Here is a 14,780-nt window from a genome sequence, read left to right on the forward strand (position 1 = left end):
CCCGGTGGTCACCCCCTCCGACGAAGGAGGCCCCGTGACCGAGCGAAGCGAGGGAACCAGAAAGCACGGCCCGGTGGTCACTCCCCCCGACGAAGGAGGCCTCACGACCGCGTTGTGGGCGGTCGACGCGGGTGGGAGTACGACGACGGCGGTCCTTCCCGGGGCCGGGGAGGTCAGGACCTACGGGTCGGTCAACCCGGCCTCGGTCGGAGCCGGACCGGCGGCGCGGACCCTGCGCGACCTGTTCGGTGACGTCGCGGCGGCGCTGGACGGGCGGGACGGTACGGGGTGGATCGCCACCGCCGCGGTCGACCTGGACGTCGGTGCGGACGAGCCGCTCCGCCTGCGCGACCTCGCGCGGGCGGCCGGTGTGCGCGGGCGGTTGCTGGTCTCCAACGACTGCGTGCCCTGGCTGGTCGCGCCGCCGCTCTCCGGCCGCGGTGTCGTGCTGGTGTGCGGCACCGGCTCGGGATTCGCCGCCGCCGACGGCGCGGACGCGCTGTGCCGGGTCGGCGGTTGCGAGTACCTCGGCAGCGACGAGGGCAGCGCCTTCACCCTCGGCCTGGACGGGCTGCGCGCCGCCGTCCGCGCCGCGGACGGGCGCGGATCCGCGACCGCGATCGCGGCCCGGCTGACCGGTCTCGCCGGGGGCCGGTCGCCGGTGGAGCTGGCCCGCGCGCTGGCCGCCGAGGCGTTCCCCAAGGCCGCGGTCGCCGCCCTGGCGCCGGCGGTCTGCGACGCCTGGCTCGACGGTGACGCCGTGGCGGCCTCGCTGGTGTCGGCGGCGGTCGGCGAGCTCGTCCTGGGCGTCCGTGCCGCCCGCGATCGCGCCGGGCTCACCGGCGCGTGGTCGGTGGCCGCCGGCGGCGGCGTCCTGCGCGGCTGCCCGCCGTTTCTGGCCGAGCTCGACCGGCGGCTGTGCACCGAGGCGGGCGCCGCCGAGGTCGTGCCGGTGGACCGGCCGGCGGAGGCCGTGTACGCGGCGCTGCGGAGCCTCGCACGCGACGACGGGGAGGTACGGCCGCCCGCGAGCGCGGTGGGCCACGCCGTCCGGTCGCTCGACCTCGACCCACGGGAGCACCGCACACCGCCCGCGAACGCGGGAGACCCCGCCGACAAGCCACCCGACCTCCACCCACCAAACAACCCCACACCACCCGCGAACGCGACAAACCCCACCGACAAGCCACCCGACCTCCACCCACCAAACAACCCCACACCACCCGCGAACGCGACAAACCCCACCGACAAGCCACCCGACCTCCACCCACCAAACAACCCCACACCACCCGCGAACGCGACAAACCCCACCGACAAGCCACCCGACCCCCACCCACCGAACCACCGCGCGCGGTCCGCGCGCCGCCCCCTGCGGAGCCCCGGGGACCGGCCGGTGGGTGTCGGGCTGTGCCTCGCCGCCTGGGGCGGGTCGCGGCTGGACGCCGCGTTGGAGCACGCCGCGCGCTGCGGTGTGGACGCGGTGGACCTGCCCACCGACAGCACGTCCGGCCTGGTCGACCTGGTGCGCTGGGCGCGGGACAGGGAACACCGGGCCGAGCTGCGCGCGGCGGTCGCCGGCACCGCGGTGGAGTGCGTGAGCAACAGCCGCGACAGCCAGTTGCTGCTCGGTCCGCACGGCCCGCACACCGACCCGGTCCTCGCGGGCTCGGCCGCGGACAAGCGGGAGCACGCGCTGCGATCCGCGATGGACACCGTGCGGCTCGCCGCCGACCTCGGCGCGCCCCACGTCCGGCTGATGTACGGGGTCCCGGACGTGGCGCGCTGGCTGTCGTGGTGGCACAGCGCGGTGAGCTGGGCGGACAACATCGCCCTCTGGTGCGAGGAGGCGCGGCCGATCCTGCGGCTGGCCGCCGAGCACGGCGTGACGCTCCTCGTCGAGCCGCACCCCAAGCAGGTCGTCTACGACCGGGCCAGCGCCCGGCAGCTCCTCGACGCGGCGGCCGAGACCGAGCCGTCGGCCTCGGTACGGCTGTGCGTCGACCCGGCCAACCTGGCCGCCACCGGCCACGACCCGGTCGACTCGGTCCGCGGCTGGGGCGCCGGCCTCGGTGCCGCGCACGCGAAGGACCTGCAGCGCTGGGGCCGTCCGGAGGCGCCGCCCGGGGCCGGCTGGTCGCGGTACGGGCCCGGACCGCCGATCCGGTTCCGTGCCCTGGGCGCCGGCGAGATGCCGTGGCCCGCGATCGTGTCGGCGCTGCTCGACGAGGACTTCCGCGGCGTCCTCTACGTCGAGCACGAGGACGCCCTGCTGCCGCGGGAGCAGAGCACGACGGCCTCCGTACGGCTCCTGTGCGACCTGCTGCCCCAGAGCGGCCCGCAGGGCCGCACCTGGTGACCCACGGCGGAAGGGATCGGATGATGCGTGACGTCCGTGCCGCGCTGCTCGCCGGCGGCCTCGGCGAGCGGATGGGCCGGCTGACCGACGACATGTGCAAACCACTCGTGCCCTACGCGGCGTCCTGCCGCCTGGTCGACTTCAGCGTGGCGAACGCCGCGCGGTCCGGGATCCCGGAGGTGGTGCTGCTGTCGATGCACCGCGAACGGGACCTGGTCCACCACCTCGCCACGCACTGGGACGGTGCGGGCGTCCGGGTCCACTTCGGCCCGCACGACACGCTGGTGCGTTCGGGCGACCTGCCGCCCGGGGCACCGCTGCCGCCACGGCCGCCCGAGTCGGGCACCGCCGACGCGCTGCTCACCAACGCCGAGTACGTGTTCGGGCCGGGCGTCCGCGACGTGCTGGTGCAGCACGCCGACCACGTCTACACCTTCGACTACGGGCCGATGGTGGCCGCGCACCGCGACGCGGGCGCGGACGTCACGATCGGCGTGCAGCGGATCGAGCGCCGCTTCGTGCGGCTGTTCGGCATGGTCGAGGTGGACGGGGACCTGCGGGTGCGACGGTTGGTGGAGAAGCCCGCCGAGCCGACGTCGGACCTGGTGTTCACCGCCTTCTGCCTGTTCCGCGCGGAAGTGCTGGAGAAGGTGCTCGGCTCGCTGGCGGCGCTCGGTGAGGACGGCTGGCAGCACGACATCAGCCGCGACGTGCTGCCCACGATGATCGCCGACGGCCGGCACGTGCTCGCGTACCCGGTCTCCGGCTACTGGGCCGACATCGGCACCGTGGAGCGCTACCACCTGGAGCAGATGAGGCTGCTGGAGCGGCCGAGCCCGCTGCCGCCGGCCGACCTGCCCCGGACGCTGGCCGGCGGTCCCCCGCGCTTCGACGCGGAGACGCATTGCCTGCTCGGCGACGGCGTCGTCGTGCCGGGCGACGCCGTCGTACGGTCCAGCGTGCTGTTCCCCGGTTGCGTGGTCGAGCCCGGCGCGCGGATCGAGCGCTCCGTCGTGCTGCCGGACGCCCGCGTGCGGGCCGGCGCGCGGCTCGCCGACACGGTCACGGCGGTCGGCGAGGACCTGACCGGACCACGCACCGGCCTCGCCGGACTGGAACCCGCCTGACGCCGACCTCCGAAGGGACCTTCTGTGCGGCAGACGCACTTCAACGTACTGATCGTCGGTGGCGGCGCCGCCGGCTGCGTACTCGCGAACCGGCTCAGCGAGGACGAACGGACCAGCGTCGGACTGGTCGAGGCCGGGCCCGACTATGGCACGTTCGACGTCGAACGCTGGCCGGCCGAACTCCTGGACGCGCGCTCGGCGGCCCGCGGGCACGACTGGAGCCCGGGGCCGTCCTGCTGCGCCCGCGCCCGGGTGATCGGCGGTTCCTCGGCGCACAACGGATGCTGGGCCACGTTGGGCGCGCCCGCCGACTACGACGCCTGGGCGGCGTACTCCGGCGGCTCGTGGGACAACGCCACGCTGCGGCCGTACCTGCGGCGGGCGGTGAGCCGGCTGCGCGTGCGGCCCGTGGCGCCGGACGACCGCACCGCCTGGCACGAGGCGGTGATCGAGGCGGCGCGCGCGCTCGGCCTGCCGTACCTGGAGGACGTCAACGCCGAGCACGAGCGCGAGGGCGTGGGCTGGGTGCCGCTGAACGCCGTGGGCGGCACCCGCTGGCACACCGCGTTCGCCTACCTGGACCCGGCGCGCGACCGCCCGAACCTGCGGATCGTGGCCCGGTCCCTCGCCGTACGGCTGGAGTTCGCGGGCGAGCGGGCGACCGGGCTGGTCGTGGCGGGCGAGGACGGCGAGCGGCTGCTGACCGCCGACGCGGTGATCCTATGCTGCGGGACGTACGGCAACCCTCCGCTGCTGATGCGCAGCGGGGTCGGCCCCGAGGCGGTGCTGCGCCGGCTCGGCGCGCCGGTCCTGCACCCCCGCGACGGCGTCGGGGAGAACCTCGTCGACCACAGCTCGCTCGGCCTGATGCTGGACCCGCTGGAGAGCCTGCACGCCGCGATGCCCGACGCGGCCGAGTCCTACTTCGCCCAGACGGTGATCAAGGCGCGCTCCAGTGTGGCCCGCGACGAGTTCTGGGACCTTCACATCGTGCCGTCGGCCGCGCCGGCCGAGGACGCGCAGGGCTTGTACAACGGGCCGCTGACGGCCGGGTTCTACGTGTTCGCGATGGCCCCGGACGCGCGCGGCTCCGTACGGGCCGGGTCGCTGGATCCGGAGGAGCCGCCGGTGATCGAGCACGGCTTCTTCACCGACCCCGAGGGCCACGACCAGCAGGTGGTGCTCGACGGAATCGACCTGGCGCACGAGCTGGCGCGCAGCGTGCCGCTGGCCGGTCTCGCCGGGCTGACGCCGTGGCCGGCCGAGCGCCGGGAGAGGGAGTCGGTGCTCGCGGACGCGAACGGCTACTGGCATCCGGTCGGGACGTGCGCGATGGGCCCCGAGGACGATCCTCTGGCGGTCGCGGACGAGCGCGGCCGGGTGCACGGCCTGGAGAACGTCTACGTCGCCGACGCATCGCTGATGCCCCTCATCCCCCGGGCGAACACCCACCTGACGACCGTGGCGGTCGCCGACCGGCTCGGCGAGCTGCTGGCCGCCTCCCTGAGCGGCGCGCACGGAAGGAGTGAGGCCGGATGAAGGTCGGTCTGCTGTCCCCCAGCATGCCGCCGTTCGACTCACCGGAGGCGGCACGCCTGATCGCGACGCTGGCCGAGCGGTACGGCGCGCACTCGCTGTGGGTGCCCGAGCACGTCGTGCTGCCCGCCTCCTACGACACGCCCTACCCCTACTCCGCCGACGGGCGCATGCCGGTACCGGCCGAGTGGCCCTACCCCGACCCGCTCGCCTGGCTCGGCTACGTCGCCGGGCTGACCTCCACGGTCCGGCTGGTCACCGGGATGCTGATCCTGCCGCAGCGCAACCCGGTGGTGCTGGCCAAGGAGACCGCGACCCTCGACTTCCTGTCGGGCGGGCGGCTGTCGCTCGGCGTGGGCCTCGGCTGGTTCCGCGAGGAGTTCGAAGCCGTGGGCGTCGATTTCGACGACCGGGGCGCCCGGTTCGAGGAGTACGTCGGGGTGCTGCGCGCGCTGTGGAACGACGAGGACTTCGACGGACGCCACCACCGGCTGAAGGGCGTGCGCTGCCGACCGAGACCGGTGCGGCCGGGCGGCATCCCGCTGATCATGGGCGGGCACAGCGTCGCGGCGGCACGCCGCGCGGGACGGCTGGCCGACGGGTTCTTCCCGGCGGTCGCCGACCCGGCACCGCTGTTCGCCGAGTGCCGGCGGGCCGCGGAGGCGGCGGGCCGCGACCCGGACGCCATCGAGCTGGTCGCCGAGGCCGCCCCGCCGACCGCCGAGCGCGCGGCGGAGCTGCGCGCGATGGGCGTCTCGATCGTGCTGGTCTACCCGCCGCAGGTGCCGGTGGACGAGCTGACCGACGCCTTCGCCGACTTCGCCGACCGCGTCCTGGCGTCCCTCGCCGCGCTCTGACCCGACGCCGGGAGCCCGGCGCCCCACAGGCGTCACGTCCCGGTCACCCCCCGGCCATCGATGCGTCCTCCGCCGGTCGATCACGGCGCGGAGAATCACCGCTAAATGCGGCGGATACTCTCGATCGCACTGGCGGTGGTTCTGCTCGCCGGCGTGGTGATCGCACTCTTGCGGGGACACGGCTCGTCCCACCGGACCACCACGGTCCACGGCGTCATCGGCTCGGAGAAAGAGGCGTTCTTCGCCGACCCCGCGGTGCGGAAGGCGTTCGCCCGCGACGGGCTCACGGTCGAGGTCGACTCGGCCGGGTCCCGCCAGATCGCCACCTCCGTCGATCTGAGCCGGTACGACTTCGCGTTCCCCTCCAGCGCGCCGGCGGCCGACCGGATCCAGCAGCAGCGGCACGTCACCGCCCGGTACGCGCCGTTCGCGTCGCCGATGGCGATCGCGACGTTCCGGCCGATCGCCGATCTCCTCGCCGGCGCCGGCGTCGCGAAGCGGCAGGGTCCGGTCTGGACGTTCGACGTCTCGCGCTACCTCGGGCTGGTCGCGCGGCACACGCGCTGGGACCGGCTCCCGCACAACACGGCGTACCCGGTGCGCCGGGACGTCCTGGTCTCCACGACCGACCCGCGCAGCTCCAACTCGGCCGCCATGTACCTGGCCATCGCCTCGTACGTGGCCAACGGCGACGCGGTCGTACGGGGCGCGGCGGAGGAGCGCCGCGTGCTGCCCACACTGACGGGGCTGTTCGTCGACCAGGGCTACACCGACAACACCACCGAGGGCCCGTTCGCGGACTACCTGTCCCTCGGCATGGGCAAGGCGCCGCTGGTCTGCGTCTATGAGGCGCAGTTCGTCGACGCCGCCGTACGGAATCTGCTGAAGGCGGGGATGGTGCTCATGTACCCCACGCCGACCGTGCAGTCCCGGCACACGCTGATCCCGTTCGACGACGGGGGCGACCGCGTCGGGCGCCTGCTGACCTCCGACCCGGAGCTGCAGCGGCTCGCCGCCCTGCACGGCTTCCGCACCGCGGACCCGGCACGGTTCGCGGCGGTGACCGCCGACCATCACGTGCCCGTCCGCACCGACCTGATCGACGTGGTCGACACCCCCTCCTACGACACCCTCGAACACCTGCTCGCCGGGGTCGCCAAGGCGTACGGGTGAACGCCGCCATCGAAGGAGAGAACCTCATGGCAGAGACCGGTGACCTCTTCCTGTCACCGCCCGAGCCCGTCGCCGCCGTGCCGGCGGAACGGGCCGAGACCCTCATCCCCCTCGACGACGCGACACGCGACGCCCTGACCGAACGCGCGCGTGCGTACGTGGACGAGCTGGCCGGCCTCGACCCGCGCAGCCCGGAGTTCCTGGCCAAGATCGGGCAGGTGTCCGGTCTCGGGGCCGGCGAGATGCGCTCGTCGGCGCAGGCCGCGAACCGGATGCTGAACCGCTCCGTCGCCGCCCTCTCCGGGGCCAGGGGCGAGGCGGCCGACGCCCAGAAGCGCGTGGCCGGCGGCCTGGTGGAGCTGCGGCGCACGGTCGAGGACCTCGACCCGAAGGACGCCGGCCGGCTCACCGGCCGCAGGCTGCTCGCCAAGCTGCCCTTCGGCCGGTCCCTGCGCGACTTCGTGTCCCGCTACCAGTCCGCGAACGTCAACATCAACAAGATCGTCGCCTCGCTGCGGTCGGGCCAGGACGAGCTGCGCCGCGACAACGCCGCGATCCAGAACGAGCGCGCCGCCCTGTGGGCCACGATGGGCAAGCTCCAGGAGTACGCGGTGCTCGCCTCGGCGCTGGACGCCGCGGTCGAGGATCGGATCCGCCGGACGCCCGACGAGGAGAAGGCGAACGCCCTGCGCGCCGACGTGCTGTTCCCCGTACGCCAGCGCCACCAGGACATCCTCACCCAGCTCGCCGTCTGCGCCCAGGGGTACCTGGCGCTGGACACCGTGCGCCGCAACAACGACGAACTGGTCAAGGGCGTCGACCGGGCGGCCACCACCACGGTGTCGGCCCTGCGGATCGCGGTCACCATCGCCGCCGCCCTGTCCAGCCAGAAGCTCGTGATCGAGCAGGTCAACGCGTTGCGCGGCACGACCGAGGACATCATCGCCGCGAACGCCGAGATACTCGAGAGCCAGAGCGGGGAGATCCAGCGCATCGCGGCCGACCCGGCCGTCGGGCTGGAGACGCTGCGCAAGTCGTTCGAGCAGATCTACCGGACGATCGACACGATCGACGCCTACAAGGTGCAGGCGGTGGAGAACATGCAGTCCACCGTGGAGGCGCTGGGCGCCGAGATGACCCGGGCGAGCGCCCACCTCGCCCGCGCCCACGAACGGGGCGAACTCGCGTGAGGACGTGGCGGCTCGCGGCGATCGCGGGCGCGCTGAGCCTGGTCGCCGCGTGCACCGGTGGCGGCGACGGCGACTCCGGCGGCCGTGGCGGGACGGTGCGGATCCTGGCGGGCAGCGAGCTGGCCGACATGCGTCCGATCCTCGACCAGGCCGAGAAGGACATCGGCGTCACGGTCAAGGTCGACTACACCGGCACGCTCGCCGGGGTCCAGGAGGTGCTCGACGGATCGGCGGGCCGCGGCCACGACGCGATCTGGTTCTCCTCCAACCGCTACCTCGCCCTGCACCCGGCCGCGCAGAGCCGGCTCGGCCCCTCGGTCAAGATCATGTCCTCCCCCGTGCTGCTCGGGCTGCGGGCGTCGGCCGCGCACCGGCTCGGCTGGGACCGCACGCGGCCGACCTGGGCCGCGATCTCCGCCGCCGCGACGGCCGGGAAGTTCACGTACGGCATGACGAATCCGGTGTCGTCCAACTCGGGGTTCTCCGCGCTCGTCGGCGTGGCCGCGGCGCTCTCCGGCACCGGATCGGCCCTCGACGCGCCGGCCGTCGAACGGGTCGCGCCGAGCCTGCGGGGGTTCTTCTCGGCCCAGCGGATCACCTCCGGCTCCTCCGGCTGGCTCTCCGACACCTACGCGGCCGACCCGGGCCGTGCGGACGGCCTGGTCAACTACGAGTCCGTGCTGCTCACACTGAACGCCGCGCACCGCCTGCCCGAGCCGCTCACGCTCGTCTACCCGGCCGACGGCGTGGTCACCGCGGACTATCCCCTGACCCGGCTGTCCTCGGCCTCGCAGCGGGCGTCGGAGGCCCTGCGCTCGCTCACCGGCTACCTGCGGCGGCCCGCCGTCCAGCGACGCGTCATGACCCTGACGCACCGCCGGCCGGCCGTGCCCCAGGTCCGTCCCGGCGCGGAGTTCGGGGCCCAGCCGCCGGAACTGCCGTTCCCGGCCCGTCCCGAGGCCGCCGACGCGCTGATCGACGCGTACTTCAACCGCCTGCGCCGCCCCGCCCGCACCGTGTACGTCCTGGACGTGTCCGGGTCGATGCGCGGCGCACGGCTGGCGGCGCTGAAGGCGGCGCTGGCCGCGCTGACCGGCGCGGACACGTCACTGTCGGGGCGCTTCCAGCGGTTCCACGACCGTGAGCAGGTGACGCTGCTGCCCTTCAGCAGCACGCCCCGGCGGCCCGCGACGTACGTCCTGCCCGCGACCGGGTCCGCGGCGACGCTGGCGCGGATCCGCGCCAACACGGAGAAGCTGACCGCCGGGGGCAGCACCGCGATCTACGAGAGCCTGGAGCAGGCGTACTCGGCGATCGGCACGTCCTCGGCGACGGACCGGATCACCTCGATCGTGCTCATGTCGGACGGGGAGAGCAACCAGGGCGACTCGCTCGCCGACTTCCGCGCCTGGTACGGCCGGCAGCCGCTCGCGCTGCGGCGGATCCCGGTGTTCGCGATCCTGTTCGGAGAGTCGGCGACGAGTGAGATGAACGCCCTCGCCGCGCTCACCCGCGGCCGTACCTTCGACGCCCGGCTCCAGTCGCTGTCCGCCGTCTTCGGGGAGATCCGTGGCTACCAGTAGGTGGTGGCGGTACCTCGGGTCGGCCAAGAACCTCGCCGGCTGCCTGGGCGGGCTGGCCGGCCTGGGACTGTACTTCGCCGGGGCGGCCGGGCCGTACTGGCCGGTCGTCGTGGCCGGCCTGTACGGCGCGGGGGCGCTCATCGCACCGCCGGAGAAGGTCCGGCTGGTGATCGACGACACCGTCGCCGAAACGTCGCGGCTGCGCACGGACCTGGACGGGCTGGTCGCGCGGGTCCCGGCGCACCGGCTGCCGGCGCCGGCCGTGGAACGGTTCGAGGAGACCACGGCGATGCTGCGCGACGTGCTGGAACGCGACGACCTGCTCAGCCTCTCGCCGGACGCGCTGTACGAGGTCTCGCGGGCCATCCGCACCGACCTGCCGACGAGCCTGGAGTCCTACCTCAACCTGCCGCGCTGGTACGGCGCGCGGCACGGCGGCGACGCCGCGAAGGAGCTGACCACCCAGCTGGACCTGATCGCCGACTCGGTGTCCCGGACGGCCGGCGAGGTCTACGCTTCGGAGGAACGGCGGATGCGCGACCACACGCGTTACCTGCGCGACCGGGACGCCGAACCCCCACCCGTCTGACACCGTCCGTGCAACTGTCAGCGCGGCTGTCAGCGAGTCTTCCTCCCGCGTCTCCCCCGCACCACGCCGGGCGGTCGCGACGGCTTGACTGTGCGTGTCAGGCATTAGAGCCTTGAGGCAGCACCGCCCGCGCGACCGGGCGACAGGTCCAGCAGTGCGGCTCCTCGTCCCCGACTCCGAGGCGGCTCGTCGATGCCATCCACTACCCGTTCTCCGCTCTCGGTCACCACGGTGTCCGGGGCGACGGTGGGGACGTTCCCGGCCGAAGCCGACGCCTCCAACGCGACCGCGATCCGCGACCAGTTGCTGCACCTGATCGGCGCCGGCGCCGGCCCCCTGGTGCTGGATCTGACGGCCACCGAGTTCTGCGACTGCGCCTGCGTCGGCGTCATCCTGCGCGCCGGACGGGAGGCGGCGGCCCGGCGTACCCGCATCTGCCTGGTCCTGCCGCCGGCCGGCCCGGTCCGCCGGATCGCCGCCATGACGGGCCTCGACCGGCGGTTTCCGGTGGAGGCGAGCGTCGCCGGCGCCGTCCCCCGGTGAACCCTCGCCGGGCCGGCGGCCGTGTTCTTCGCGGAGACCGGTGGCGGTCACGGGAGGACACGTGGAAGAGACCGGCTACGACGGCTGGGCCGACCTCGCCGCACAGCGGCGCGCCGAGGACGAGGCTCTCGTCCGCGAGTACGCCGCGGGCGAGGGCCGCGGCCTGGACATGCGCCCGGTACGCGGGTTCGTACGGCACGTTCGCCGCGACATCGGCCCGAAGGGCGTCATCTCGCGCGTCCAGATGACGGCCAAGGAACGCGGCCACGAGATCGTCGTCTGGTACTACTTCCCGCGGAAGGGCCCGGGTGCCCCCGTCCCGAAGACGGCCACGACCACGCGGCCGCGTCTCGGCGAGGCGCCGAGGCCGGACGGCGACGGCCTGGCCGCGCTCGCCCGGCCCTCGGTCACGCCCCCGGCGTCGCCGTCCCGGTCGCCGTCAACGCCGGCGACGGGCGGAACGGCCCGCGCCTCCGGCTGACGCGAGTCGGCGAGGTGGCGGACGCGGGCCGGGGCTCCGTGGCGCGACTCGCCCGGACGGTGCGGGCGATGATCATCCGTCGGACCCGCCGTGAGGCGGCTCGACTTGGTCGATCATCTGCTCGCTCCATGCCCGGATGGCCGCGGCCTGCTCGGGCGTGAGCGAGTCGAGGAAGTAACGGCGGATGTTGCCGGCGTGCCCGAGGATGGCGCTCTGCGCGGCGCGGTGGCCCGTGGCGGTCAGCCCGATCCGGGTGCGGCGGCCGCCGGCCCCGCACTGGGTGCGCTCCACGAAGCCGCGGTTCTCCATGCGCGTCAGCTGGTGGGAGACGCGGCTCTTCTCCCAGGCGAGCGACTCGCAGAGCTCACTGACGCGCATCTCGCGGCCGGGCGCCCGCGACAGCGTCACGAGCACGCTGAACTCGGCCTTCGAGATGCCGAAGTCGCGCCGCAGAACACGATCGAGCTCCTGGGTGAGCACGCGCTGCGCGCGCATCCAGAGGTCCCAGAGCTCCCACTCCTCGGGTTCCAGCGTCCGGGTCTCCGCCATGGCGGGAATCCTACCGACGAACGGGAGTTGACGCGTCAACTTCACGATCTCTAGAGTTGATACGTCAACTCTTCCCCGGCATGCATGGAGGCCCGATGAGGACACTGTTGCGCGGCGGCATGGTGGTCAGCATGGACCCGGCCGTGGGCGATCTCCCGCAGGGCGACGTGCTCGTCGAGGACGGCCGGATCGCCGCAGTCGCCGCCGCCGTCGACGCGACGGACGCCGAGGTCGTGGACGCGACGGGCAAGATCGTGATGCCCGGCTTCGTGGACACCCACCGGCACACCTGGCAGACCGCGTTCCGCGGCATCGGCGCGGACTGGACCTTCGACCAGTACCGCGTCGCCATGCACGGCACGCTCAAGCCGCACTACCAGCCGGAGGACGTGTACCTGGGCAACCTGCTCGGCCGGATCGAGGCGCTCGACTCGGGCGTCACGACCATGATCGACTGGTTCCACTGCTCCGACCGCCCGGCGAACGCCGACGCCGCGATCCAGGCGCTGCGCGTGGCGCCCGGCCGCTCGGTGTTCTGCTACTGCGCGGGCACCGCCGACGAGCCGGACATCGCGGCAGAGGTGACGCGTGTGCGGTCCCAGCTGCCCGGCGACGGCATGATGCTGGGCCTGCGCGGGCCGCAGCTGACCACGATGGACACCACCGCCGCCGATGTCGCGCTGGCACGGGAACTCGGGCTGCGCGTGAGCGTGCACGTGCACTCCGCCACCGGCTGGCCCAGTGGCCGCCGCCCGATCGCCGACATGCGGGACCGCGGACTGCTCGACGATCGCACGACCTTCGTGCACTGCAACGGCGTATCCGACGACCAGGTGGCGATGATGGCCGATGCGGGGTGCTCGGTGTCGATCAGCCCGGACGTCGAGTTGAAGATGGGCATGGGCTGGCCCGAGACCGGCCGCATGCTCGCCGCCGGGATCCGCCCGTCGCTGTCGGTCGACGACTGCCCGTCCGCCGGCGGCGACATGTTCGCCACGATGCGCACGGCGTTCGCCGTGCAGCGCGGCCTGGACGGCGGCCTCACGGCACGGGATCTCGTCGAGTTCGCCACGGTGGACGGCGCCCGAGCGTGCGGGCTCGACGCCCGGACGGGCAGCATCACCGTCGGCAAGGACGCCGACCTGATCCTGCTCGACGCCGAGGACCCCTCGATCTTCCCGGTCACCGACCCCGTCGGCGCGGTCGTCGCCGCCGGGCATCCCGGCCTGGTGGACAGCGTCTTCGTCGCCGGCCGGGCGGTCAAGCGGGACGGCCGGCTGCTCGGCGTGGACCTGCCGTCGCTGCGCGCCCGGCTGCTGGAGTCCCGCGACCGGATCGCCGCGGCCGCCGGCATCGCGGTCGACGGCTCGTGGACGCCCCCGGCAGGGTGAGCCCGCGCCCCCTACCGCCGGGTGGTGAACTCGGAGCTACAGGGATCGCCCCGATGGCGCGGGCGTACGCAGATCCACTCCTCGCCGACGCGGCGTACGAGGTGGTCCTCGCGCTCGACCAGCAGGAGGAGGACGTCGGCCAGAACGGCCTGATCGGTGGCGACCATGGGTCGATTCTCCCCGCCGGTACTGACAGTTTTCGGGGCAAAATCCCCGGTCAGCGGCCCATTGGACCCCGCGCGATCGGGGCCGCTGGAGGCCCCGTCGTACGATGCGGCTCATGAGATTCGCCATCGCGATCCCGCAGTTCTTCTCCGACGGCGCGTTCGATCCGGGGGCGTTCCGCGCCTATCTCTCGCGCGCCGAGGAGCTCGGCTTCGAGAGCGCGTGGGCACAGGAGCATCTGCTCGGGCCCTATCCGGTGCTCCGGCCGATCGAGACGATGACCTACGCCGCCGCCTGCACCGACCGGCTGCGGCTCGGCTGCGCCGTGTTCGTGTCCACGCTGCACAACCCGGTGCACCTGGCGCAGAGCCTGAGCACGCTCGACCAGCTGAGCCGGGGGCGGGTCGAGGTCGGCGTCGGCACCGGTGGCAAGAGACGGCCCTTCGCCGCCTTCGAGGTCGATCCCGGCCGATACGCCGCGCGCTTCCACGAAGGGCTCGAGGTGATGAGGGCGCTGTGGAGCGAGCCGCGCGTCACCTTCACCGGGGAGTTCTGGCGGCTGGAGGACGCGACCCTGGAGCCCAAGCCGTTCCAGAAGCCCTTCCCTCCCGTCTGGTACGGCGGGTCGGGCCGGAACCTGCTGCGGCGTGCCGTACGCCACGGCCACGGCTTCTTCGGCGCCGGCTCCTCCCCCACCGCCGCGTTCGCCGACCAGGTCCGGACCGTACGCGAGGCGCTCGCCGAGGAGGGGCGGCCGGAAGAGGACTTCGCCATCGCCAAACGGGTCTACGTCGCCGTCGACGACGACGCCGGCCGGGCGCGCGACCGGATCGACACCGAGCTGGAGCGGCTGTACGGCCGCCGTTCGGCGGACATCGAGAGCGCGGCCGTCGCGGGCACCCCGGACGACTGCGTCCGTGAGCTGCGCCGAGTCGCCGAGGCCGGCGCGGAACTCATCCTGTTCACCCCGGTGTTCGACCCGGCCGAGCAGATGGAACGCCTGGCCGAGACGGTCATTCCCCGGCTCACCTAGTGTCCTGAGCCGTTGGTTCGCCGCGTAAGCCGTGGCCGCTTCGACAGGGTGGCCGGATGGCGGGGACGGGACGGCCGGAGGTCGAGCCGGTGCTCCCGCCGATGTGCCGCTCGCCCGTGGAGCGGGTTCAGCTGACGTGCCGCGGCCAAGTGCCGGGAGACTCCCCGACGTCCACGATGGTCGACCGGTCCCGAGGCCATCCCCTTT

14 protein-coding genes are annotated in these 14,780 nt (G+C 73.7%); 12 read left to right on the forward strand and 2 right to left on the reverse strand.

The features are described from left to right. The first annotated feature begins 34 nt into the window (after positions 1 to 34). The 10 genes from ACQEV1_RS29205 (at position 35) to ACQEV1_RS29250 (ending at position 11,435) form a co-directional block, all read left to right on the forward strand. Entirely contained in the window at positions 35 to 2,356 is a 2,322-nt protein-coding gene (locus ACQEV1_RS29205; RefSeq protein ID WP_433397564.1) for a TIM barrel protein, read from the forward strand. A 23-nt stretch (positions 2,357 to 2,379) separates the two neighbouring features. Beyond that, positions 2,380 to 3,483: a sugar phosphate nucleotidyltransferase gene (locus ACQEV1_RS29210; RefSeq protein WP_433397566.1), complete on the forward strand. Its 1,104-nt coding sequence runs from the start codon at positions 2,380 to 2,382 to the stop codon at positions 3,481 to 3,483. 24 nt (positions 3,484 to 3,507) lie between these two features. Then, positions 3,508 to 5,022 carry a GMC family oxidoreductase gene (locus ACQEV1_RS29215; protein WP_433397568.1) on the forward strand — a complete coding sequence of 505 codons (1,515 nt, stop codon included), beginning with the start codon at positions 3,508 to 3,510 and terminating at the stop codon, positions 5,020 to 5,022. Beyond that, the gene (locus ACQEV1_RS29220) at positions 5,019 to 5,876 is read left to right on the forward strand and encodes a TIGR03619 family F420-dependent LLM class oxidoreductase (protein ID WP_433397570.1); all 858 of its coding nucleotides are present in this window, start codon (positions 5,019 to 5,021) and stop codon (positions 5,874 to 5,876) included. Before ACQEV1_RS29215 ends, ACQEV1_RS29220 begins: the two co-directional genes overlap by 4 nt. A gap of 105 nt (positions 5,877 to 5,981) precedes the next feature. Beyond that, positions 5,982 to 7,049, forward strand: a complete 1,068-nt coding sequence (locus ACQEV1_RS29225) for a hypothetical protein (protein ID WP_433397572.1) — start codon at positions 5,982 to 5,984, stop codon at positions 7,047 to 7,049. A gap of 26 nt (positions 7,050 to 7,075) precedes the next feature. Then, on the forward strand, positions 7,076 to 8,239 hold the full coding sequence (locus tag ACQEV1_RS29230; RefSeq protein ID WP_433397574.1) for a toxic anion resistance protein: 1,164 nt from the start codon (positions 7,076 to 7,078) through the stop codon (positions 8,237 to 8,239). After that, positions 8,236 to 9,822, forward strand: coding sequence for a VWA domain-containing protein (locus ACQEV1_RS29235; RefSeq protein WP_433397576.1), 1,587 nt, complete (start codon positions 8,236 to 8,238; stop codon positions 9,820 to 9,822). Before ACQEV1_RS29230 ends, ACQEV1_RS29235 begins: the two co-directional genes overlap by 4 nt. Continuing rightward, positions 9,809 to 10,411, forward strand: coding sequence for a hypothetical protein (locus ACQEV1_RS29240; RefSeq protein ID WP_433397578.1), 603 nt, complete (start codon positions 9,809 to 9,811; stop codon positions 10,409 to 10,411). Before ACQEV1_RS29235 ends, ACQEV1_RS29240 begins: the two co-directional genes overlap by 14 nt. Before the next feature lie 192 nt (positions 10,412 to 10,603). Next, positions 10,604 to 10,954 (forward strand): STAS domain-containing protein, encoded by a 351-nt coding sequence (locus tag ACQEV1_RS29245; protein WP_433397579.1) that lies wholly within the window; start codon positions 10,604 to 10,606, stop codon positions 10,952 to 10,954. Between the two features lie 61 nt (positions 10,955 to 11,015). Further along, entirely contained in the window at positions 11,016 to 11,435 is a 420-nt protein-coding gene (locus tag ACQEV1_RS29250; RefSeq protein ID WP_433397580.1) for a hypothetical protein, read from the forward strand. Between the two features lie 72 nt (positions 11,436 to 11,507). On the opposite strand, the gene ACQEV1_RS29255 is transcribed toward ACQEV1_RS29250, so the two are convergent. Beyond that, positions 11,508 to 11,984, reverse strand: a complete 477-nt coding sequence (locus ACQEV1_RS29255; RefSeq protein WP_285634677.1) for a MarR family winged helix-turn-helix transcriptional regulator — start codon at positions 11,982 to 11,984, stop codon at positions 11,508 to 11,510. A 95-nt stretch (positions 11,985 to 12,079) separates the two neighbouring features. Between ACQEV1_RS29255 and ACQEV1_RS29260 the strand changes: the two genes are divergently transcribed. Beyond that, positions 12,080 to 13,375, forward strand: coding sequence for an amidohydrolase family protein (locus tag ACQEV1_RS29260; RefSeq protein ID WP_433397582.1), 1,296 nt, complete (start codon positions 12,080 to 12,082; stop codon positions 13,373 to 13,375). A gap of 11 nt (positions 13,376 to 13,386) precedes the next feature. Here ACQEV1_RS29260 and ACQEV1_RS29265 read toward each other — a convergent pair whose 3' ends face one another. Continuing rightward, a complete protein-coding gene (locus ACQEV1_RS29265) occupies positions 13,387 to 13,542 on the reverse strand; it encodes a hypothetical protein (protein ID WP_433397583.1) in 156 nt (51 codons plus the stop codon). A gap of 113 nt (positions 13,543 to 13,655) precedes the next feature. On the opposite strand from ACQEV1_RS29265, the gene ACQEV1_RS29270 reads away from it, so the two are divergent. Continuing rightward, positions 13,656 to 14,573, forward strand: coding sequence for an LLM class flavin-dependent oxidoreductase (locus tag ACQEV1_RS29270; protein WP_433397585.1), 918 nt, complete (start codon positions 13,656 to 13,658; stop codon positions 14,571 to 14,573). Positions 14,574 to 14,780 lie beyond the last annotated feature (207 nt).

Origin of the sequence: Actinoallomurus sp. CA-142502 (assembly GCF_050936355.1) — a bacterium.
GTDB lineage: Bacteria > Actinomycetota > Actinomycetes > Streptosporangiales > Streptosporangiaceae > Actinoallomurus > Actinoallomurus iriomotensis.

Excerpts from the sequence above, each read along its gene's own strand:
- ACQEV1_RS29270 (WP_433397585.1), top strand. The coding sequence starts at position 13,656 with ATGAGATTCGCCATCGCGATCCCGCAGTTCTTCTCCGACGGCGCGTTC.
- ACQEV1_RS29210 (WP_433397566.1), top strand. The coding sequence starts at position 2,380 with ATGCGTGACGTCCGTGCCGCGCTGCTCGCCGGCGGCCTCGGCGAGCGG.
- ACQEV1_RS29245 (WP_433397579.1), top strand. The coding sequence starts at position 10,604 with ATGCCATCCACTACCCGTTCTCCGCTCTCGGTCACCACGGTGTCCGGG.
- ACQEV1_RS29225 (WP_433397572.1), top strand. The coding sequence starts at position 5,982 with ATGCGGCGGATACTCTCGATCGCACTGGCGGTGGTTCTGCTCGCCGGC.
- ACQEV1_RS29255 (WP_285634677.1), bottom strand. The coding sequence starts at position 11,984 with ATGGCGGAGACCCGGACGCTGGAACCCGAGGAGTGGGAGCTCTGGGAC.
- ACQEV1_RS29265 (WP_433397583.1), bottom strand. The coding sequence starts at position 13,542 with ATGGTCGCCACCGATCAGGCCGTTCTGGCCGACGTCCTCCTCCTGCTG.
- ACQEV1_RS29230 (WP_433397574.1), top strand. The coding sequence starts at position 7,076 with ATGGCAGAGACCGGTGACCTCTTCCTGTCACCGCCCGAGCCCGTCGCC.
- ACQEV1_RS29220 (WP_433397570.1), top strand. The coding sequence starts at position 5,019 with ATGAAGGTCGGTCTGCTGTCCCCCAGCATGCCGCCGTTCGACTCACCG.
- ACQEV1_RS29260 (WP_433397582.1), top strand. The coding sequence starts at position 12,080 with ATGAGGACACTGTTGCGCGGCGGCATGGTGGTCAGCATGGACCCGGCC.